This window comes from Streptomyces vilmorinianum (assembly GCF_005517195.1).
Lineage (GTDB): Bacteria > Actinomycetota > Actinomycetes > Streptomycetales > Streptomycetaceae > Streptomyces > Streptomyces vilmorinianum.
On record NZ_CP040244.1, the window covers coordinates 76,874 to 94,779 of the forward strand.

Genomic DNA, 17,906 nt, shown 5'->3' on the forward strand with positions numbered 1-17,906 from the left:
GACCGTAGGCTGGTGGGGTGACGGACCGGAGCGAGGACGTGGGCGTGGACCAGGACGTGGACCCGGGCGCGGGTGCGGAGCGGCCCGAGGCGCGGCTGGAGAAGGCCGTGCGGGTCGCCGAGCAGGCGCTGATCGAGTTCGAGATCGCCGTGGAGACCTTCCGCGTCGAGGTCGACAACTTCTCCCGGCTGCACCACCAGAAGCTCGGCCCGATGTACACGCGGCTCGACGAGCTCGACGCGCTGATCGCCGAGGCCCGGGCGGCCCGGACCGGGGATCCGGAGGATCTGCGGCGGGCGCAGGAGGCGCGGGCGATCGTGATGCCGATGCCCGGCGTCGAAGAGCTCTTCCACGACTGGATCGACTCCGACGGCCTGTCCCCCGAGGCCGCCGCGATGCTCACCGAGCAGCCGGTGCAGCCGCCCAAGCGGGTCCGGCCCGGCGAGGAGGCCCGGAAGCTGTACCGCGAGCTGGTCCGCCAGGCCCACCCGGATCTGGCGCGTGAGGAGGACGAGCGCAAGCGGCGCGAGGAGTTCATCACGCGGGTGAACGCGGCCTACGCCCGTGGTGACGCGGCGAAGCTGCGCGAGCTGTCCGCGGAGTGGGCGGCCGGCCCCGTGCCGGAGCAGGAGCGGCTCAGCGAGAGCGAGGAGCTGTACGCGCGCCTCGAGTGGCTGTCGCAGCGCAAGGAGCTGCTGACCCTGGTGGCGCGGGAGCTGGAGGAGAGCGCGATCGGCGCGATGCTGCGGATGGCGCCCGACGACCCCGACCAGCTGCTCGAGGAGATCGCCGAGCAGCTGCTCGCGCAGGTCTCCGAGCGTGAGGCGGAGCTGGCCACGCTGGTGCAGTAGGTTTTTTGGAAGAGCTTCGAGTCCGACGAGAGAAGGCCTGTCCCATGAACTTCGCCCCGCTGCCCTCGGTGGAAGCGGCCTCCGTGCCGGCCGATGCCCTGGTGCTGGATGTCCGGGAGGACAACGAGTGGGCGGCCGGTCACGTCAAGGACGCGGTGCACGTTCCGATGAGCGACTTCGTGGCGCGTTTCGGTGAGGTGACCGAGGCTGTCGCCGAGGGTGGCCGCGCGTATGTGATGTGCCGGGTCGGTGGCCGTTCGGCGCAGGTCACGCAGTATCTGGTGCAGCAGGGGATCGACGCGGTGAACGTCGACGGCGGCATGCTCGCCTGGGACGGTGCCGGGCGGCCGGTCGTGACGGACGACGGCACCCCTGGCTTCGTCCTGTAGTCGGTCTCAGCCCAGCGGGTGGGCGGCCAGCAGGTCGCCCAGGGCCTCTTCGTGGGCCGCGGCGGGGCCGAGGGCGAGTTCGAGCTGTTTGGCCCAGGCATGGTAGCGGTGCAGCGGGTAGTCGGTGTCGGCGCCGAAGCCGCCGTGGAGATGCTGGGCGGTCTGCACCACGCGGCGTACGCCTTCCGAGGCCCAGATCTTGGCGACGGCGATGTCCGCGGCGGCGGGCAGGGGGCCGCCGACTTCGGTGCTGATGCGCCAGGCTGCCTGCCAGAGGGTGACTTCCATGGCGCGCAGGTCGATGTAGCGGTCGGCGGCCTGGACGGCGACGGCCTGGAACGTGGCCACGGGGTGGCCGAACTGTTCGCGTTTGCCGGTGTAGTGGCTCGTCATGGTGAGCACCTGCTCACCGAGGCCGAGGGCGAGGGCGCAGGTTCCGGTGGCGAGGACGCCGCGTAGCCATTCCCAGGCGCCGTGGGTGTCGATGACGTGGGCGCTGTCGAGGCGTACGGAGTCGAGGCGGAGTTCGGCGAGGAGTTCGCCGCTGGTGGAGAACTGCTCGGCCAGGGTGAGGCCGTGGTGGGCGCGGGGGATCAGGGCGAGGACGGTGTGTCCTTCGGCGGTGTGGGCGGGGACGGCGATGCGGTCGGCGCCGTGGGCCCAGGGGACGGCGCTCTGGAGGCCGTCGAGGATCCAGTCGGTGCCGTCGCGGTGGGCGGTGACGGCGAGTTCGGCGGGGTCGTGGCCGGTGCGGCCGTTGGAGGCGGCGGTGAGGGTGAGTTCGCCGCGGCTGACGCGGGGGAGGAGGTCGGCGGCTGTGCGTGCGTCGGCGTAGCGCTGGATGGTCATGGCGACCGCGCTGGTCTCCAGGAGGGGGACGCGGGCGAGGACGCGGGCGGATTCGCGCAGGACGAGGCAGAGGGCGATGGTGTCGAGGCCGGCGCCGCCGTGTTCGGGGGCGAGGACGAGGCCGAGGAGGTCGGCGGCGGCGAGGCGGGACCAGAGCGGGCGGTCGAAGTCGTCGGCGACGGCGCGTGGGGTGAGCGCGGGGCTCGGTACGCCGTCGGGTGTGACGCCGGAGAAGACCGCCTTGGCCGCCTCGACGGCCGCCTGCTGTTCCTCGGTGAAGGTGAAGTCCACGGCCATGCCCTCCCGTTGCCGATCTGACGGATCGTCAAGATAGAACAGGTTCTAGGTGAAGGGAATGGCCGCGGGGGCGGTCAGCGGTCGAAGTCGAGCTCCACTTCCGCGGTGGCCGGGTGGGACTGGCAGGCCAGGACGTATCCGGCCTCGGTCTCCTCCGGTTCCAGCGCGAAGTTGCGGTCCATCCGTACCTCGCCGTCGACGAGGAAGGCGCGGCAGGTGCCGCACACGCCGCCCTTGCAGGCGTACGGGGCGTCGGCGCGGGCGCGGAGCACGGTTTCGAGCAGGGTCTCGCCCTCCTGGACGGGCCAGTTGCCGGACCGGCCGTGCAGGGTCGCCGTCAGCGTGGCGTGGACGGGTGCGCCGGCCGTGGGGGCCGGGGCAGGTGCGGAGCCGTCGTCGACGTGGAAGATCTCCTGGTGGATCCGGCCGCGGTCGACGCCGAGTCCGCGCAGGGCGCGTTCGGCGCTCTGTACGAGGCCGAACGGGCCGCACAGGAACCAGCCGTCGATGTCGCCGACGGGCAGCAGGGAGGGGAGCAGGCCGGTCAGCCGCTCCTGGTCGAGCCGCCCGGAGGGGAGGCCCGCCTGCTGCTCCTCGCGGGAGAGCACGGTGACGAGCTGGAAGCGGTCGGGGAAGCGGTCCTTGAGGTCGGCGACGTCGTCCAGGAACATCGTGGAGGAGGCGGTGCGGTCGCTGCGTATGAGGCAGAACTTGGCGTCCGGTTCCTGGGCGAGGAGCGTGGCCGCCATCGACAGGACCGGGGTGATGCCGCTGCCACCGACCACGGCGGCGAAGTGCCCGGGGCGGGGGGTGAGGGTGAAGCGGCCCATCGGCTCCATGACCTCGACGGTGTCGCCGACGGTCAGTTCCTTGAGGGCGTACGTGGAGAACTCGCCGCCGTCGACCAGCCGGATGCCGACGCGCAGGACGGGCTCCTGGCCGGCCGGCGCCGCCGGGGTGCAGATCGAGTACGTACGGCGGATCTCCTCGCCGTCCCGCGCGGTGCGGCGCAGGGCGAGGTGCTGGCCCGGGGTGTGGCGGTAGGCGTCGCGCAGCTCGGGCGGGACCGCGAAGGTGACGGCCACCGAGTCGTCCGTGAGCTGCTCGACCTCGCTCACCCGGAGCGGATGGAACTCAGCCCGTCCGGAGCGTGAGGACTGCATCTACAACTCCTTGAAGTGGTCGAACGGTTCGCGGCAGGCCGTGCAGCGGCGCAGCGCCTTGCAGGCCGTGGAGGAGAACCGGCTGAGCAGCTCGGTCTCGGTGGAGCCGCAGTGCGGGCAGCGGATCGCCAGGGTGAGGGGGACGGGGCCGCCGGCCGGGCCCTGCGGGCGGGGCGGGGCGATGCCGAACTCGGCGAGCTTGCGGCGTCCTTCGTCGGTGATGTCGTCGGTCGACCAGGCCGGGGCGAGGACGGTGACGACGGAGACCTCGGGGACGCCGTGCTCGTGCAGGGCGTGCTCGATGTCCGAGGACATCGCCTCGATGGCGGGGCAGCCGGTGTACGTCGGGGTCAGCTCGACCTCGACGCGGCCGGGGCCGAGGACCTGGACGCCGCGCAGGACGCCGAGCTCTTCGAGGGTGAGGACGGGCAGCTCGGGGTCGGGAACGGCGCCGGCGATCCGGCTCAGTTCCTCTTCGAGGGCCGTCATGGTCACCATGTCGCCCCCGGGTGGCTGCGGTGCAGGTGCTGCATCTCGGCGAGCATCCGTCCGAAGGGCTCGGTGTGCAGGCCCTGGCGGCCGGCTCCCGCGCGCCAGGCGCCGGTGCGGGGGCCGCTGGGGACGGTGAGCGTGGCCTGTTCGAGGACGGAGGTGATCGAGTCCAGCCAGGCGGTCTGCAGGGCGTCGTGGTCGACGTCGAGGCCTTCGACGGGCTGGAACAGCTCGCCGGTGTAGCGCCAGAGGGCGTCGCAGGCCCGCTGCATGCGGGTGTGGCTCTCGGTGGTGCCGTCGCCGAGGCGCAGGGTCCAGTGCTCGGCGTGGTCCTGGTGGTAGGCGACTTCCTTGACGGCCTTGGCGGCGAGCCCGCTCAGCGGTCCGTCGCCCGTGGCCAGCTGGCCGTAGAGGAGTCGCTGGTAGGTGGAGAAGTAGAGCTGGCGGGCGATGGTGTGGGCGAAGTCGCCGTTCGGCTGCTCGACGAGCTGGATGTTGCGGAAGTCCCGCTCCTCGCGGAGGTAGGCCAGTTCGTCCTCGTCGCCGACGAGGGAGAGCAGCACGCGTGCCTGGCCGAGCAGGTCGAGCGCGATGTTGGCGAGGGCGACCTCCTCCTCCAGGACGGGGGCGTTGCCCGCCCACTCCCCCAGCCGGTGGGAGAGCACGAGGGCGTCGTCTCCGAGGGCGAGGGCGGCCTGGGCGATCGCCGTGCCGGTGGTGGCCGTGGTGGCCGTGGTGTCGGTGGTCTCGCTCACAGGTGCTTCACCCCCTCGGGGATCTCGTAGAAGGTCGGGTGGCGGTAGGGCTTGTCCGCCGACGGTTCGAAGAACGGGTCCTTCTCGTCGGGCGAGGAGGCGGTGATCGCGGTGGAGGGGACCACCCAGATCGAGACGCCTTCGTTGCGGCGGGTGTACAGGTCGCGGGCGTTGCGCAGGGCCATTTCGGCGTCCGGCGCGTGCAGGCTGCCGGCGTGGGTGTGGGACAGTCCGCGGCGCGAGCGCACGAACACCTCCCACAGGGGCCATCCGTCGGTGGTCATGCCCGTGCCTCCCCGTGCTTGTGCTGCTGTGTGTGCTTGTCGGCGTATGCCGCGGCTGCTTCCCTGACCCAGGCGCCGTCCTCGTGGGCCTGGCGCCGGCGGTCGAGCCGTTGTTCGTTGCAGGGGCCGTTGCCCTTGAGGACGTCCCAGAACTCGGCCCAGTCGATGGGGCCGAAGTCGTAGTGTCCGCGCTCCTCGTTCCACCGCAGGTCCGGGTCCGGGAGGGTGAGTCCGAGGGCTTCGGCCTGGGGGACGGCGATGTCGACGAAGCGCTGGCGCAGCTCGTCGTTGGAGTGGCGCTTGATCTTCCAGGCCATGGACTGGGCGGAGTGTGCCGACTCGTCGTCCGGCGGGCCGAACATCATCAGCGAGGGCCACCACCAGCGGTTCACGGCGTCCTGGGCCATGGCGTGCTGGGCCTCGGTGCCGCGGGAGAGGGCGAGCAGGGCCTCGTATCCCTGTCGCTGGTGGAAGGACTCCTCCTTGCAGATGCGGACCATCGCGCGGGCGTACGGGCCGTAGGAGCAGCGGCAGAGGGGGACCTGGTTGGTGATGGCGGCGCCGTCGACGAGCCAGCCGATGGCGCCGACGTCGGCCCAGGTCAGGGTGGGGTAGTTGAAGATCGAGGAGTACTTCTGGCGGCCGGCGTGGAGCTTGTCGAGGAGCTCGTCGCGGCTGGTGCCGAGGGTCTCCGCCGCGCTGTAGAGGTACAGCCCGTGGCCGGCTTCGTCCTGGACCTTGGCCATGAGGATCGCCTTGCGGCGCAGTGAGGGCGCGCGGGTGATCCAGTTGGCCTCGGGCTGCATGCCGATGATCTCGGAGTGGGCGTGTTGCGCTATCTGGCGGACGAGGGAGGCCCGGTACGCGTCGGGCATCCAGTCGCGCGGTTCGATGCGCTCGTCGGCGGCGACGGCGGCGTCGAACACCGTCTCGTAGGCAGCCTGGGCCGCCGCTGTGGCCGTGTCCTGCGCGGCCTGCGTGTCCTGCATGTTCGCGGTCACTGCTGTCGCTGCCGTCCCTGCGGTCATCAGACCCCCTACCGACCGATCGTTCGGTTGAATGACTTCAATGGTCGGTCGACGGCCCGTATGGTGTCAACCCTGTGGATAACCGAGGTGGACGATCGGGATCGGGGCGGGATGGACGCGTATGACGACGTGGGCGCTCGTGAGGGGCGCCCTGACCCCGGATCGGGGGCCCACTCCGGCGCCGGGATCGCCGCGCTCTCGTTCCCGTACCAGGTCGTCGCGGCCGTCGGGCTCGCGATCGTCGCGGTCTTCGCCTGCATCCATCTCGCCATGGTGTTTCTGCACGTCGCGCCGTCGAACACGCTGACCAAGCAGCACGGCGAGGCCGTCGACGACTGGGTCTATCCCGAGTTCGAACAGAACTGGAAGCTCTTCGCTCCCAACCCGCTCCAGCAGAACATCGCCGTCCAGGTCCGCGCCGAGGTCGCGAGCGCCGACGGCGCCCGGCGCACGACCCACTGGATCGATCTGACGGCCCAGGACATCCGGGCGATCCGCGGCAGCGTGCTGCCCAGCCACGCCCAGCAGAACGAACTCCGCCGGGCGTGGGACTTCTATCTGAACTCCCACACCGACGACCACCGGCCCAACGGTCTGCGCGGCCGGCTCTCCGAGAACTACGTCCGCCGGATCGTCATGCTCCGGCTCGACGAGCAGCGCCTCGGCGGCACGGTGGAGCGGATACAGCTCCGCTCGGCCGTCCGCGCCGTCCAGGCCCCGCCGTGGAGCACCGAGAAGACCGACACCCAGCCCGTCCACCGGGAGCTCCCCTGGTGGAAGGTGACCGCCGCCGATCTGCCCGGCGCGGCGCGGGACGACCGTACGGAGGCCGGCCGGTGAACCGATCAACCGCGAACCACGCCCCCGACGGCGAGATCCCCGAGGTCCCCGAGCAGCCCGTCGCCGAGCGGTCGGTTCCCGAGCGGACGGCCCCCAGAGAGCCGTTCGACCGGCGGCTCGCCCGCGCGGTCCAGCGGGTCACGGCCTCGGCTCTCGGCCCGTACCAGACCGCGATCATCCGGATCGGCTTCTCGCTCACCTGGCTGCTGTTCCTGCTGCGCGAGCTGCCCCACCGCCACGAGCTGTACGGCCCCGACGGGCCCTGGTCGTGGGAGATGGGCCGGCAGCTGATCTCCGAGAACAGCGCGTTCACCGCGCTGATGTGGTCGGACAGCGGGCTCTGGTTCGAGATCGTCTACGGCCTCGCCGTGCTCTCCTCCGCCCTGCTGCTGGTGGGCTGGCGCACCCGTGCCATGTCGGTCGTCTTCATGGTCGGCGTGCTGTCGCTGCAGAATCGCTCCGTCTTCATGGGCGACGGCGGCGACAACGTCATCCACCTCGCCGCGATCTACCTCGTCCTGACCCGCTGCGCGCAGGTCTGGTCCCTGGACGCCCGCCGGGCCGCCCGTGAGGAGCGCGAGGCCGCTGAGGCCGGTGAGGCCGGTGAGGCCGGTGAGGCCGGTGCCGGGCTGCCGCACCGCCGCGATGTGGTCGGACCGCTGCTGTGGACCGTGCTCGGCGGTTTCCTGCTCGCCGCCACCTCCTTCGCCGACGTGACCGGCTCGGCGTGGCTGCTGGTGCTGATGTGGGTGCTGTGGCTGGGGCAGGCGCTGTGGTGGCTGGTGTGCCGCTACGCCCCAGGCGAGCCGCGCACGCTCCTCGACGTTCTCGCCAACCTCGCCCACAACGCGACGCTCGTCGTGATCATGGCCGAGGTCTGTCTGATCTACGCGACGGCCGGCTGGTACAAGATCCAGGGTTCGCGCTGGCAGGACGGCACCGCGCTGTACTACCCGCTCAAGCTGGACTACTTCACGCCCTGGCCCGCCCTGTCCGATCTCCTCGGCTCCAGCGGCGTGATGGTGATGCTGCTGACCTACGGCACGGTGCTGGTCCAGGTCGCGTTCCCCTTCGCCCTGTTCAACCGCAAGGTCAAGAACGTCCTGCTGGTCGCGATGATGCTGGAGCACGCCGGGATCGCGGTGATCCTCGGCCTCCCCCTGTTCTCGCTCGCGATGATCTCCGCGGACGCGGTGTTCCTGCCGACGGCGTTCCTGGTGTGGCTCGGCGTGCGCGTGGGGCGCGGGCGGGACCGGCTGCTGCGTCGCCGGCGGTCCGGCGCGGTCCCGGAGCAGGACCGTACGGGTGAGGAACCCGTCCCCCGTACCCTCGTCGGGTGAGCACCACCGAAGAGCCGGACGTCCAGCCGGCACCGTCCGAGCCGATCCAGTACGACGAGGGGTACGCGCCCGAGGTGGGTGTCGGGCCGCATCCGCTGCCCTGGCCGGAGGGCGAGCGGTACGACCCCGAGCTGCTGGCCGGCGGGGACCGGCGCAATGTCGTCGACCGGTACCGGTACTGGACGCGGGAGGCGATCGTCGCCGACCTGGACACCCGGCGCCACGACTTCCATGTCGCGGTGGAGAACTGGGGCCACGACTTCAACATCGGGTCGGTGGTACGGACCGCCAACGCCTTCCTGGCGAAGGAGATCCACATCGTGGGGCGGCGGCGCTGGAACCGGCGCGGGGCGATGGTCACCGACCGCTACCAGCATGTGCGCCACCACCCGGACACCGAGTCGCTGACCGCGTGGGCGGCGGCCGAGGGTCTGCCGATCATCGGGATCGACAATCTGCCGGGCGCGGTGCCGCTGGAGCGGACCGTGCTGCCGCGGCGCTGTGTGCTGCTCTTCGGCCAGGAGGGGCCGGGCCTGACCGAGGAGGCCCGCACGCACGCGGAGATGGTCTGCTCGATCGCCCAGTTCGGTTCGACCCGGTCGATCAACGCGGGCGCGGCGGCGGCGATCGCGATGCACGCGTGGGTGCAGCGGTACGCCGAGATCACCCCGGGCGGCTGACCGGCCGGCGCGCGAAGGCCCCGCAGGGCCCCCGCGCGCCCGTGGGATCACGCCTGGCGGCGGACCTCCACCACCCGGAAGCGGTTGGAGACGAACGCTCCGTCGCACAGCGCCGCGTTCGCGGCCGGGTTGCCGCCGGAGCCGTGGAAGTCGGAGAACGCCGCCGTCTGGTTGACGTACACGCCGCCCGTCAGGTTCAGCGAGAGCTGGGCGGACTCCTCCAGGCAGACCTCCTCGACGGCGCGCTCGGTCTCCGCCGAGGTGGTGTACGCGCCGACCGTCATCGCGCCCTTCTCGCGGACCGTGCGCCGCAGCAGCTCCAGGGCGTCGGCGGTCGAGTCGACCGAGACGGCGAAGGAGACCGGGCCGAAGCACTCGGAGAAGTACGCGGCCTCCGTGTCGGCCCCTTCCCAGTGCTTGCGTGAGCCGTCCAGCTTGACGATCACCGGCGTACGGACGACGGCGTCCGGGAAGTCCGGGTTCGCCACCTCGCGGGAGGGCAGTGCCACCTCGCCCAGGTCCGCCGCGGCCTCCAGGCGTGCCTTCACGTCCGGGTTGACCAGGGCGCCGAGCAGCGCGTTCGCCCGGGCGTCGTCGCCGAGCAGGCCGCCGACCGACGCGGCGAGATCGGCGACCACCTCGTCGTACGACTTGGGTCCTGCGTCGGTGGTGATGCCGTCGCGGGGGATCAGCAGGTTCTGCGGGGTCGTGCACATCTGGCCGCTGTACAGCGAGAGCGAGAACGCCAGGTTGGAGAGCATGCCCTTGTAGTCGTCGGTGGAGTCGACGACGACGGTGTTGACGCCCGCCTTCTCCGTGTAGACCTGCGCCTGGCGGGCGTGCGTCTCCAGCCAGTCGCCGAAGGCGGTGGAGCCGGTGTAGTCGATGACGCGGATCTCGGGGCGGACCGCCAGGGTCTTGGCGATGCCCTCGCCGGGACGCTCGGCGGCCAGCGCGACCAGGTTCGGGTCGAAGCCGGCCTCGGCGAGGACCTCGCGGGCGACGCGGACCGTGAGCGCCAGCGGCAGGACGGCCCGGGGGTGCGGCTTGACCAGGACCGGGTTGCCGGTGGCGAGGGAGGCGAACAGGCCGGAGTAGCCGTTCCAGGTGGGGAAGGTGTTGCAGCCGATGACGAGCGCGATGCCGCGGCCGACCGGGGTGAACTCCTTGGTCAGCTCCAGCGGGTCCCGCTTGCCCTGCGGCTTGGACCAGTCGGCGGCCGCGGGGGTGCGGGTCTGCTCCGCGTACGCGTACGCCACCGCTTCCATGCCGCGGTCCTGGGCGTGCGGGCCGCCGGCCTGGAACGCCATCATGAAGGCCTGGCCGCTGGTGTGCATCACCGCGTGCGCGAACTCGTGGGTGCGGGCGGAGATCCGGGCGAGGATCTCCAGACAGACCAGGGCGCGGACCTCGGCGCCGGCGTCGCGCCAGGCGCCCATGCCGGCGCGCATCGCGGGCAGCAGGACGTCGATGTCGGCGTGCGGGTACTCGATGCCCAGCGCGGGGCCGTACGGCGAGACCTCGCCGCCGGTCCAGCCGTCCGTGCCGGGCTGGTCCAGTTCGAAGCGTGTGTCGAGCAGTGCCTTGTACGCGTCGAGGCCGGCGGCGGCGTCCAGCGAGCCGTTCTCGCCGTAGGCCTTGGGGTGCTCCGGGTGGGGCGACCAGTAGGCACGGGTGCGGATGGTGTCGAGAGCCTGGTCGAGTGTGGACCGGTGCTTCTCGGCCAGGGCGTCGGTGGTCAGCTGAGCGGCGGCCATTGCAGGACCAACTCCTCGTCGAGCTGGGCAGGGACAGGCGGACAGAGTTAGAGTAACCGAACGATCGGTCGGGACAAGGGGGTCTGTCGAAGCTGTGGACAACCCATCGGGGAGGATCAGTCGTATGACCGCCAACGTGACCACGGACGACATCGTGGACGACGTGCACGCCATCGATCCGAGCCGCACCGTCGCCGTCGTCGGCACGGGGACCATGGGCCAGGGAATCGCGCAGGTGGCCCTGGTCGCGGGCCATCCCGTACGGCTCTACGACAGCGCCCCCGGCCGGGCCGAGGAGGCCGTGGCCGCCCTCGCCGCCCGCCTGGACCGCCTGGTGGAGAAGGGGCGGATGGACCGGACGGAACGCGACGCGGCAGCGGCCCGGCTGCACGCCGCGGCCGATCTGACCGAGCTCGCCGACGCGGCCCTCGTCGTCGAGGCGATCGTCGAACATCTCCCGGTCAAGCAGCAGCTGTTCGCCGAGCTGGAGAAGATCGTCAGCGACGACACCCTCCTCGCCACCAACACCTCCTCCCTCTCCGTCACCGCGATAGCCGGCGGTCTGCGGCTGCCCGGCCGCTTCGTCGGCCTGCACTTCTTCAACCCGGCCCCGCTGCTGCCGCTCGTCGAGGTCGTCAGCGGCTTCGCCACCGACGCCCCGGCCGCCACGCGCGCGTACGAGACCGCGAAGCGCTGGGGCAAGACGCCGGTGCGCTGCGCCGACACCCCCGGCTTCATCGTCAACCGCATCGCGCGGCCCTTCTACGCGGAGGCGCTGCGGGTGTACGAGGAGGGCGCGGCCGACCCCGCCACCATCGACGCCGCCCTGCGCGAGTGCGGCGGCTTCCGCATGGGCCCCTTCGAGCTGACCGACCTCATCGGCCAGGACGTGAACGAGGCCGTCACCCGGTCCGTCTGGGACTCCTTCCACCAGGACCCCAAGTTCACCCCGTCCCTCGCCCAGCGGCGCCTGGTGGAGTCGGCGCGCCTGGGCCGCAAGTCGGGACACGGCTGGTTCCCGTACGGGGAGGGCGCGGCGGCCCCCGCGCCGCACACCGCGCCGCACACCGCGCCGCACACCGCGCCGCCGGCGTCGGTGGTGGTGCAGGGCGAGCTGTACCAGGCCGCGCCCCTGGCCCGGCTCTTCGAGGAGTCCGGCGTCCCGGTCACGTACGAGGAGGACGCGGTCCCCGGCTACCCGGGCTGGATCGAGCTGCCGAGCGGGACCCGGCTCTTCCTCGCGGACGGGACGGCCGCGGACGACGCCGAGATGCCCGTGATCCACTTCGATCTCGCGCTGGACTTCGCCACCTGCGAGCGGATCGTGCTGGCCCCGGCCGCGACAGTGGACGAGCGCTCCCTGCGGGAGGCGATCGGGCTCTTCCAGGCGGCCGGCAAGAAGGTCAGCGTCATCCGCGACATCCCCGGCATGATCGTCGCCCGTACGGTCGCGATGCTCGCCGACTTCGCGTTCGACGCCGCCTCGCGCGCGGTGGCGGACGCCGATGACATCGACACCGCGATGCGGCTCGGCGTGAACTACCCGCGCGGGCCGCTGGCCTGGGGCGAGGAGCTGGGCGCCGGCTGGGTGCTGGAGACGCTCTCCAACCTCCACGAGGAGTACCCGACGGGCCGCTACGCCCCCTCACAGGCGCTGCGTCGCCGCGTCGCCGCCGAGCAGGCCGCCGCCGGTGAGGAGGCCTCTGCATGACCACCGCGAAACGCGACACGTACACCCCCGAGACGCTGCTCTCCGTGGCCGTCCGGGTCTTCAACGAGCGCGGCTACGACGGCACGTCCATGGAGCACCTCTCCAAGGCGGCCGGGATCTCCAAGTCCTCGATCTACCACCATGTCGCGGGCAAGGAGGAGCTGCTGCGGCGGGCCGTCAGCCGGGCCCTCGACAAGCTCTTCGCGATCCTCGACGAGCCGGGCGCGGGGCGCGGCCGGGCCATCGAGCGGGTCGAGTACGTGACCCGGCGCACCGTCGAGGTGCTGACGGCGGAGCTGCCGTACGTGACGCTGCTGCTGCGGGTCCGGGGGAACACGGACACCGAGCGATGGGCGCTGGAACGCCGCCGGGAGTTCGACCAGAAGGTGGCCGAGCTGCTGAAGGCGGCCGTGGCCGACGGGGACCTGCGGGCCGATGTGGACATCAAGCTGGCCACCCGGCTGCTCTTCGGCATGATCAACTCGTTGGTGGAGTGGTACCGGCCGCACCCCGGTGCCGACGCCGAGCGTGAGCAGGTCGCCGACACCGTCGTCCACCTCGCCTTCGACGGGCTGCGCACCGCCCGCTGACGGGCCTCAGTGGTCCGGATCGAGGTCCGTCTCCTCGAAGACCAGAAGCGTGCGGGTGGAGAGCACCTCGGGGATCGCCTGGAGCTTGGTGAGCACCAGCTCGCGCAGCGTCCGGTTGTCGGGGGTGTGGACCAGGAGCAGGACGTCGAAGTCTCCGCTGACCAGTGCGATGTGGGCGGCTCCGGGCAGGGCCTGGAGCTGCTTGCGCACGGTACGCCAGGAGTTCTGGACGATCTTGAGCGTGATGTAGGCGGAGGCGCCCTGGCCCGCGCGCTCGTGGTTGACCCGGGCGCTGAAGCCGCGGATCACCCCGTCGTCGATGAGCCGGTTGATCCGCGCGTAGGCATTGGCCCGCGAGACATGCACCCGCTCGGCCACGGAGCGTATCGAGGCGCGTCCGTCCGTCTGCAGAATGCGCAGGATGTCGCGGTCGATGGCGTCCAGTGGGCGGGCCGCGGGCCCCTGGGGAGCCCCGCCGGGGGGCGCACCCGGGGCAAGGGCCCGCTCCCAGTCGTCGGCCATTTGTTCATCCGTCATGTCCCCCCGCCTCTCTCCCATGGACGACATGCTCCTATCCCAGGCTGTGGAGAACCGATTGTCCACAGGCTGAGGGTGCCTGTAGCCAAAATGCCTCCACGACCGAACAATCGGTAGGTGAGGCGCGCCACATCCGCGCCACCCGCCTTCGGGTCTTATGCCCGCTCCCACGAGGAGGTGGACTCGTTGCAACAGCGCAGTTCGACAGTCCAAGAGCCCCCCGGTGCCGCTACCGCCTACCGGCCCACCCCGCCCCCGGCGTGGAAGCCGCGTACGGACCCCGCCCCGCTGCTGCCCGACGCCGAGCCGTTCCGTGTCCTCGGCACGGACGCGGTGGCCGCCGCCGACCCCGGGCTGCTGCGGCGGCTCTACGCGGAGCTGGTGCGCGGCCGGCGGTACAACGCGCAGGCCACCGCCCTCACCAAGCAGGGCCGTCTCGCCGTCTACCCGTCGACCACCGGGCAGGAGGCCTGCGAGGTCGCGGCCGCGCTCGCTCTGGAGGACCGGGACTGGCTGTTCCCCTCGTACCGGGACACCCTCGCGGCCGTCGCCCGCGGCCTGGACCCGGTCCAGGCGCTGACGCTGCTGCGCGGGGACTGGCACACCGGGTACGACCCGCGTGAGCACCGCATCGCGCCGCTGTGCACCCCGCTCGCCACCCAGCTGCCGCACGCGGTGGGCCTGGCCCACGCTGCCCGGCTCAAGGGCGACGACGTGGTCGCGCTCGCCATGGTCGGCGACGGCGGCACGAGCGAGGGCGACTTCCACGAGGCGCTGAACTTCGCGGCCGTCTGGCAGGCCCCCGTGGTCTTCCTCGTGCAGAACAACGGCTTCGCGATCTCCGTACCGCTCGCCAAGCAGACCGCGGCCCCGTCCCTGGCCCACAAGGCCGTCGGCTACGGCATGCCCGGCCGGCTCGTGGACGGAAACGACGCCGTCGCCGTCCACCAGGTGCTGACCGAGGCCGTGGCACGCGCGCGGCGGGGCGGCGGACCGACGCTGGTCGAGGCCGTCACGTACCGCATCGACGCCCACACCAACGCCGACGACGCCACCCGCTACCGCGGCGACAGCGAGGTCGAGACGTGGCGGGCGCACGACCCGATCCTGATCCTGGAGCGGGAGCTGACGGAGCGCGGGATGCTCGACGAGGACACCAAGCGGGAGGCGGCCGAGGCCGCCGAGACGATGGCGGCGGCGCTGCGGGAGCGGATGAACGCCGACCCGGCGCTCGACCCCATGGACCTGTTCGCGCACGTCTACGCCGAGCAGACCACGCAACTGCGTGAGCAGGCGGCGCAGCTGCGGGCCGAGCTCGACGCCGAGAGCGAGGCGTGATGACGACGAAGATGCCGACCAGGACCGCAGCCAAGCCCGCCACGATGGCGCAGGCGCTGCAGCGCGCCATGCGCGACGCGATGGCCGAGGACCCGACCGTCCATGTCATGGGCGAGGACGTCGGCACGCTCGGCGGGGTCTTCCGGGTCACGGACGGCCTCGCCAAGGAGTTCGGCGAGGACCGCTGCACGGACACGCCGCTGGCCGAGGCGGGCATCCTCGGCACGGCCGTCGGCATGGCGATGTACGGGCTGCGGCCGGTCGTCGAGATGCAGTTCGACGCCTTCGCCTACCCGGCGTTCGAGCAGCTGATCAGCCATGTGTCGCGGATGCGGAACCGCACGCGCGGCGCGATGCCGATGCCGCTGGTGATCCGGGTGCCGTACGGCGGCGGGATCGGCGGTGTCGAGCACCACAGCGACTCCTCCGAGGCGTACTACATGGCGACGCCGGGTCTCCATGTCGTCGCCCCGGCGACGGTCGAGGACGCGTACGGGCTGCTGCGGGCGGCGATCGCCTCGGACGACCCGGTCGTCTTCCTGGAGCCCAAGCGGCTGTACTGGTCGAAGTCCGACTGGTCGCCGGAGGCGCCGGCGGCGGTGGAGCCGATCGGCAAGGCCGTGGTGCGGCGCAGTGGCCGCAGCGCCACGCTGATCACGTACGGGCCGTCCGTTCCGGTCTGCATGGAGGCGGCCGAGGCCGCCCAGGCCGAGGGCTGGGACCTGGAGGTGGTCGATCTGCGCTCGCTGGTGCCGTTCGACGACGAGACGGTCTGCGCGTCGGTGCGGCGCACTGGGCGGGCGGTCGTCGTGCACGAGTCGACCGGGTTCGGCGGGCCGGGCGGGGAGATCGCCGCGCGCGTGACCGAGCGCTGCTTCCATCACCTGGAGGCGCCGGTGCTTCGGGTCGCCGGGTTCGACATCCCGTACCCGCCGCCGATGCTGGAGCGGCACCATCTGCCGGGCGTGGACCGGGTGCTCGACGCGGTGGCGCGGCTGCAGTGGGAGGCGGGGAGCTGATGGCCCAGGTGCTCGAGTTCAAGCTGCCGGACCTCGGCGAGGGGCTGACCGAGGCGGAGATCGTGCGCTGGCTGGTGAACGTCGGCGACGTCGTCGCCATCGACCAGCCGGTCGTCGAGGTCGAGACCGCCAAGGCGATGGTGGAGGTGCCGTGCCCTTACGGGGGTGTGGTGACCGCCCGCTTCGGCGAGGAGGGGACCGAACTGCCCGTCGGGGCGCCGCTGCTGACGGTCGCGGTGGGGGGAGCGGATCCGTCCGCGGCAGTCCCCGCCGCCACCGTCACCGCCGCAACCGCCGCCGCCGCGAACGCCGAGGCGGCCGAGTCGTCGGAGCACTCCGGCAACGTGCTCGTCGGGTACGGCACGGCCGGACCGGCGGCGCGCCGCCGGCGGGTGCGCCACGACAACCCCGCCGCGGGGGCGGGCCGCGCGCCGGCCTCGGCGGCGGCGCCGGTGAAGGCCCAGGCCACCCCGGCTCCGGTGGTGGCGGCGCCCGTGAAGCCGGTGGCCCTCGAGGGCCCGGTGCCGGTGATCTCGCCGCTCGTGCGGAGGCTGGCCCGGGACAAGGGGCTCGATCTGCGCGAGGTGCGGGGGTCGGGGCCGGACGGGCTGATCCTGCGGGTCGACGTGGAACGGGCCGTGGCCGCCGCCGAGCGCCCGGCCGTAGCCGTCGCGCCCGCGCCTGTGGCCGTCTCCGGCGCCGGCGCCGGCGAGAGGATTCCGCTGCGCGGGGTCCGCGGTGCCGTGGCCGACAAGCTCTCGCGCAGCCGTACGGAGATCCCGGACGCGACCTGCTGGGTCGACGCCGACGCGACCGAACTCATGGCGGCACGCGCCGCGATGAATGCGGCCGGCGGGACGAAGATCTCGCTGCTCGCGCTGCTCGCCCGGATCTGCACGCATGCGCTCGCCCGCTACCCGGAGCTCAACTCCACGGTGGACACGGCCGCCCGGGAGATCGTCCGCCTGCCGTCCGTGCACCTCGGGTTCGCGGCCCAGACCGAGCGCGGCCTGGTCGTCCCGGTGGTCCGGGACGCGGGTGCGCGGACCGCGGAGTCGCTGACGGCGGAGTTCGCGCGCCTGACGGAGTCCGCCCGGCAGGGCACGCTGACACCGGCGGACCTGACCGGCGGGACGTTCACGCTGAACAACTACGGGGTGTTCGGGGTCGACGGCTCCACGCCGATCATCAACCACCCGGAGGCGGCGATGCTCGGGGTGGGCCGGATCATCCCCAAGCCGTGGGTCCACGAGGGCGAACTGGCCGTCCGCCAGGTCGTCCAGCTGTCGCTGACCTTCGACCACCGGGTCTGCGACGGCGGCACGGCGGGCGGCTTCCTCCGCTACGTCGCGGACTGCGTCGAACACCCCGCGGTCCTGCTCCGCACGCTCTGACGACGGCGGCGGGCCACGCCCGCCCGGGCGGGGCCGGGGGAGCCCGTCCGGCGTAGCCCCCGAGCACCCCGGCCTCCGGCCTATGGCCGAGAGGCCCGGGCGGGGCCCGCCGATTCCCGGCTCGGGCGCTCGGGCGCCCGAGCGCCCGGTCTCCGGCCGTCTGGCGCACGGATCGGCCAGCCGCGGCCCTGGTCCGTTCCTCCCGGCGTTTCCGTACCGTCCGGTCTCTGGGCGTCGGTTCGTCCCGGTCGGCGCCCCGGCGCCCGGGTCGGGCGGCCCGGTCTCCGGGTGTCTGCCACACGGCCCGGCCGGCCGCGGCTCCGGTCCGTCCCCCCCCGGCGTTTCCGTGCCGTCCGGTTTTCGGCCGTCGGTTTGTTCCGGCGGGTGCCCCGGCGCCCTGGTGGGGCTGCCCGGCTTCCGGGTGTCTGCCACACGGCCCGGCTGCGGCCCCGATCTGTTCCCCGGCGTCTCCGTACCGCGCAGTCTTCGGGCGTCGGTTTGTCCTGGCCGGCGCCCCGCCGCCAGGGTCGGGCGGCCCCACCGCCCGTGGCCGCGGTCCGTTCCCACCTCTGTCTCCGTACGTGAGACGGAA

At 72.4% G+C, this 17,906-nt stretch carries 18 protein-coding genes; 10 read left to right on the top strand and 8 right to left on the bottom strand.

What is annotated here, in order from left to right; all coding sequences use genetic code 11:
* Nucleotides 1-17: 17 nt before the first annotated feature.
* Together FDM97_RS00375 and FDM97_RS00380 are read left to right on the top strand one after the other, a co-directional pair.
* Nucleotides 18-851, top strand: coding sequence for a hypothetical protein (locus FDM97_RS00375; RefSeq protein WP_254705439.1), 834 nt, complete (start codon nucleotides 18-20; stop codon nucleotides 849-851).
* A gap of 44 nt (nucleotides 852-895) precedes the next feature.
* Nucleotides 896-1,240 (top strand): rhodanese-like domain-containing protein, encoded by a 345-nt coding sequence (locus FDM97_RS00380; RefSeq protein ID WP_137988280.1) that lies wholly within the window; start codon nucleotides 896-898, stop codon nucleotides 1,238-1,240.
* Nucleotides 1,241-1,246: 6 nt separating this feature from the next.
* Here FDM97_RS00380 and FDM97_RS00385 read toward each other — a convergent pair whose 3' ends face one another.
* The 6 genes from FDM97_RS00385 to paaA form a co-directional block, all read right to left on the bottom strand.
* On the bottom strand, nucleotides 1,247-2,380 hold the full coding sequence (locus FDM97_RS00385; RefSeq protein ID WP_137994575.1) for an acyl-CoA dehydrogenase family protein: 1,134 nt from the start codon (nucleotides 2,378-2,380) through the stop codon (nucleotides 1,247-1,249).
* A gap of 80 nt (nucleotides 2,381-2,460) precedes the next feature.
* Complete coding sequence (locus tag FDM97_RS00390; protein ID WP_137988281.1) at nucleotides 2,461-3,549, bottom strand: 2Fe-2S iron-sulfur cluster-binding protein; 1,089 nt, start codon at nucleotides 3,547-3,549, stop codon at nucleotides 2,461-2,463.
* A complete protein-coding gene (gene paaD, locus FDM97_RS00395; protein WP_137988282.1) occupies nucleotides 3,550-4,047 on the bottom strand; it encodes a 1,2-phenylacetyl-CoA epoxidase subunit PaaD in 498 nt (165 codons plus the stop codon).
* Entirely contained in the window at nucleotides 4,041-4,796 is a 756-nt protein-coding gene (gene paaC / locus FDM97_RS00400; protein ID WP_137988283.1) for a 1,2-phenylacetyl-CoA epoxidase subunit PaaC, read from the bottom strand. The genes paaD and paaC overlap by 7 nt, the downstream gene beginning before the upstream one ends.
* Nucleotides 4,793-5,080: a 1,2-phenylacetyl-CoA epoxidase subunit PaaB gene (gene paaB, locus FDM97_RS00405; RefSeq protein ID WP_019887914.1), complete on the bottom strand. Its 288-nt coding sequence runs from the start codon at nucleotides 5,078-5,080 to the stop codon at nucleotides 4,793-4,795. Before paaB ends, paaC begins: the two co-directional genes overlap by 4 nt.
* The gene (paaA, locus tag FDM97_RS00410; protein ID WP_137994576.1) at nucleotides 5,077-6,069 is read right to left on the bottom strand and encodes a 1,2-phenylacetyl-CoA epoxidase subunit PaaA; all 993 of its coding nucleotides are present in this window, start codon (nucleotides 6,067-6,069) and stop codon (nucleotides 5,077-5,079) included. The genes paaB and paaA overlap by 4 nt, the downstream gene beginning before the upstream one ends.
* A gap of 150 nt (nucleotides 6,070-6,219) precedes the next feature.
* Here paaA and FDM97_RS00415 point away from each other — a divergent pair, with 150 nt between their 5' ends.
* From FDM97_RS00415 to FDM97_RS00425, 3 genes are read left to right on the top strand one after another with little or no spacing between them, the layout of a single operon-like run.
* Nucleotides 6,220-6,948: a DUF5819 family protein gene (locus FDM97_RS00415; RefSeq protein WP_137988284.1), complete on the top strand. Its 729-nt coding sequence runs from the start codon at nucleotides 6,220-6,222 to the stop codon at nucleotides 6,946-6,948.
* The gene (locus tag FDM97_RS00420; protein WP_254705440.1) at nucleotides 6,945-8,288 is read left to right on the top strand and encodes an HTTM domain-containing protein; all 1,344 of its coding nucleotides are present in this window, start codon (nucleotides 6,945-6,947) and stop codon (nucleotides 8,286-8,288) included. Before FDM97_RS00415 ends, FDM97_RS00420 begins: the two co-directional genes overlap by 4 nt.
* On the top strand, nucleotides 8,285-8,968 hold the full coding sequence (locus tag FDM97_RS00425) for a TrmH family RNA methyltransferase (RefSeq protein WP_137988286.1): 684 nt from the start codon (nucleotides 8,285-8,287) through the stop codon (nucleotides 8,966-8,968). The genes FDM97_RS00420 and FDM97_RS00425 overlap by 4 nt, the downstream gene beginning before the upstream one ends.
* A 47-nt stretch (nucleotides 8,969-9,015) precedes the next feature.
* On the opposite strand, the gene paaN is transcribed toward FDM97_RS00425, so the two are convergent.
* Nucleotides 9,016-10,725 (bottom strand): phenylacetic acid degradation protein PaaN, encoded by a 1,710-nt coding sequence (gene paaN, locus FDM97_RS00430; protein WP_137988287.1) that lies wholly within the window; start codon nucleotides 10,723-10,725, stop codon nucleotides 9,016-9,018.
* 124 nt (nucleotides 10,726-10,849) lie between these two features.
* On the opposite strand from paaN, the gene FDM97_RS00435 reads away from it, so the two are divergent.
* Nucleotides 10,850-12,436 carry a 3-hydroxyacyl-CoA dehydrogenase gene (locus FDM97_RS00435; RefSeq protein WP_137988288.1) on the top strand — a complete coding sequence of 529 codons (1,587 nt, stop codon included), beginning with the start codon at nucleotides 10,850-10,852 and terminating at the stop codon, nucleotides 12,434-12,436.
* Complete coding sequence (locus FDM97_RS00440) at nucleotides 12,433-13,026, top strand: TetR/AcrR family transcriptional regulator (protein WP_137988289.1); 594 nt, start codon at nucleotides 12,433-12,435, stop codon at nucleotides 13,024-13,026. The genes FDM97_RS00435 and FDM97_RS00440 overlap by 4 nt, the downstream gene beginning before the upstream one ends.
* 6 nt (nucleotides 13,027-13,032) lie before the next feature.
* Here the strand turns inward: FDM97_RS00440 and FDM97_RS00445 are convergent, their stop codons facing one another.
* Nucleotides 13,033-13,563 (bottom strand): Lrp/AsnC family transcriptional regulator, encoded by a 531-nt coding sequence (locus FDM97_RS00445; protein ID WP_137988290.1) that lies wholly within the window; start codon nucleotides 13,561-13,563, stop codon nucleotides 13,033-13,035.
* Nucleotides 13,564-13,740: 177 nt separating this feature from the next.
* Between FDM97_RS00445 and pdhA the strand changes: the two genes are divergently transcribed.
* The 3 genes from pdhA to FDM97_RS00460 are packed head-to-tail and all read left to right on the top strand — an operon-like array spanning nucleotide 13,741 to nucleotide 17,314.
* Complete coding sequence (pdhA, locus tag FDM97_RS00450) at nucleotides 13,741-14,901, top strand: pyruvate dehydrogenase (acetyl-transferring) E1 component subunit alpha (protein ID WP_137988291.1); 1,161 nt, start codon at nucleotides 13,741-13,743, stop codon at nucleotides 14,899-14,901.
* A gap of 11 nt (nucleotides 14,902-14,912) precedes the next feature.
* Entirely contained in the window at nucleotides 14,913-15,920 is a 1,008-nt protein-coding gene (locus FDM97_RS00455; protein ID WP_175439357.1) for an alpha-ketoacid dehydrogenase subunit beta, read from the top strand.
* Complete coding sequence (locus tag FDM97_RS00460) at nucleotides 15,920-17,314, top strand: dihydrolipoamide acetyltransferase family protein (RefSeq protein ID WP_137988293.1); 1,395 nt, start codon at nucleotides 15,920-15,922, stop codon at nucleotides 17,312-17,314. Before FDM97_RS00455 ends, FDM97_RS00460 begins: the two co-directional genes overlap by 1 nt.
* The last annotated feature ends 592 nt before the right edge of the window (nucleotides 17,315-17,906 follow it).

Excerpts from the sequence above, each read along its gene's own strand:
- FDM97_RS00380 (WP_137988280.1), top strand. The coding sequence starts at position 896 with ATGAACTTCGCCCCGCTGCCCTCGGTGGAAGCGGCCTCCGTGCCGGCC.
- FDM97_RS00390 (WP_137988281.1), bottom strand. The coding sequence starts at position 3,549 with ATGCAGTCCTCACGCTCCGGACGGGCTGAGTTCCATCCGCTCCGGGTG.
- paaD (WP_137988282.1), bottom strand. The coding sequence starts at position 4,047 with ATGGTGACCATGACGGCCCTCGAAGAGGAACTGAGCCGGATCGCCGGC.
- paaB (WP_019887914.1), bottom strand. The coding sequence starts at position 5,080 with ATGACCACCGACGGATGGCCCCTGTGGGAGGTGTTCGTGCGCTCGCGC.
- paaA (WP_137994576.1), bottom strand. The coding sequence starts at position 6,069 with ATGCAGGACACGCAGGCCGCGCAGGACACGGCCACAGCGGCGGCCCAG.
- FDM97_RS00415 (WP_137988284.1), top strand. The coding sequence starts at position 6,220 with ATGGACGCGTATGACGACGTGGGCGCTCGTGAGGGGCGCCCTGACCCC.
- paaN (WP_137988287.1), bottom strand. The coding sequence starts at position 10,725 with ATGGCCGCCGCTCAGCTGACCACCGACGCCCTGGCCGAGAAGCACCGG.
- FDM97_RS00435 (WP_137988288.1), top strand. The coding sequence starts at position 10,850 with ATGACCGCCAACGTGACCACGGACGACATCGTGGACGACGTGCACGCC.
- FDM97_RS00440 (WP_137988289.1), top strand. The coding sequence starts at position 12,433 with ATGACCACCGCGAAACGCGACACGTACACCCCCGAGACGCTGCTCTCC.
- FDM97_RS00445 (WP_137988290.1), bottom strand. The coding sequence starts at position 13,563 with ATGACGGATGAACAAATGGCCGACGACTGGGAGCGGGCCCTTGCCCCG.
- FDM97_RS00455 (WP_175439357.1), top strand. The coding sequence starts at position 14,913 with ATGCCGACCAGGACCGCAGCCAAGCCCGCCACGATGGCGCAGGCGCTG.
- FDM97_RS00460 (WP_137988293.1), top strand. The coding sequence starts at position 15,920 with ATGGCCCAGGTGCTCGAGTTCAAGCTGCCGGACCTCGGCGAGGGGCTG.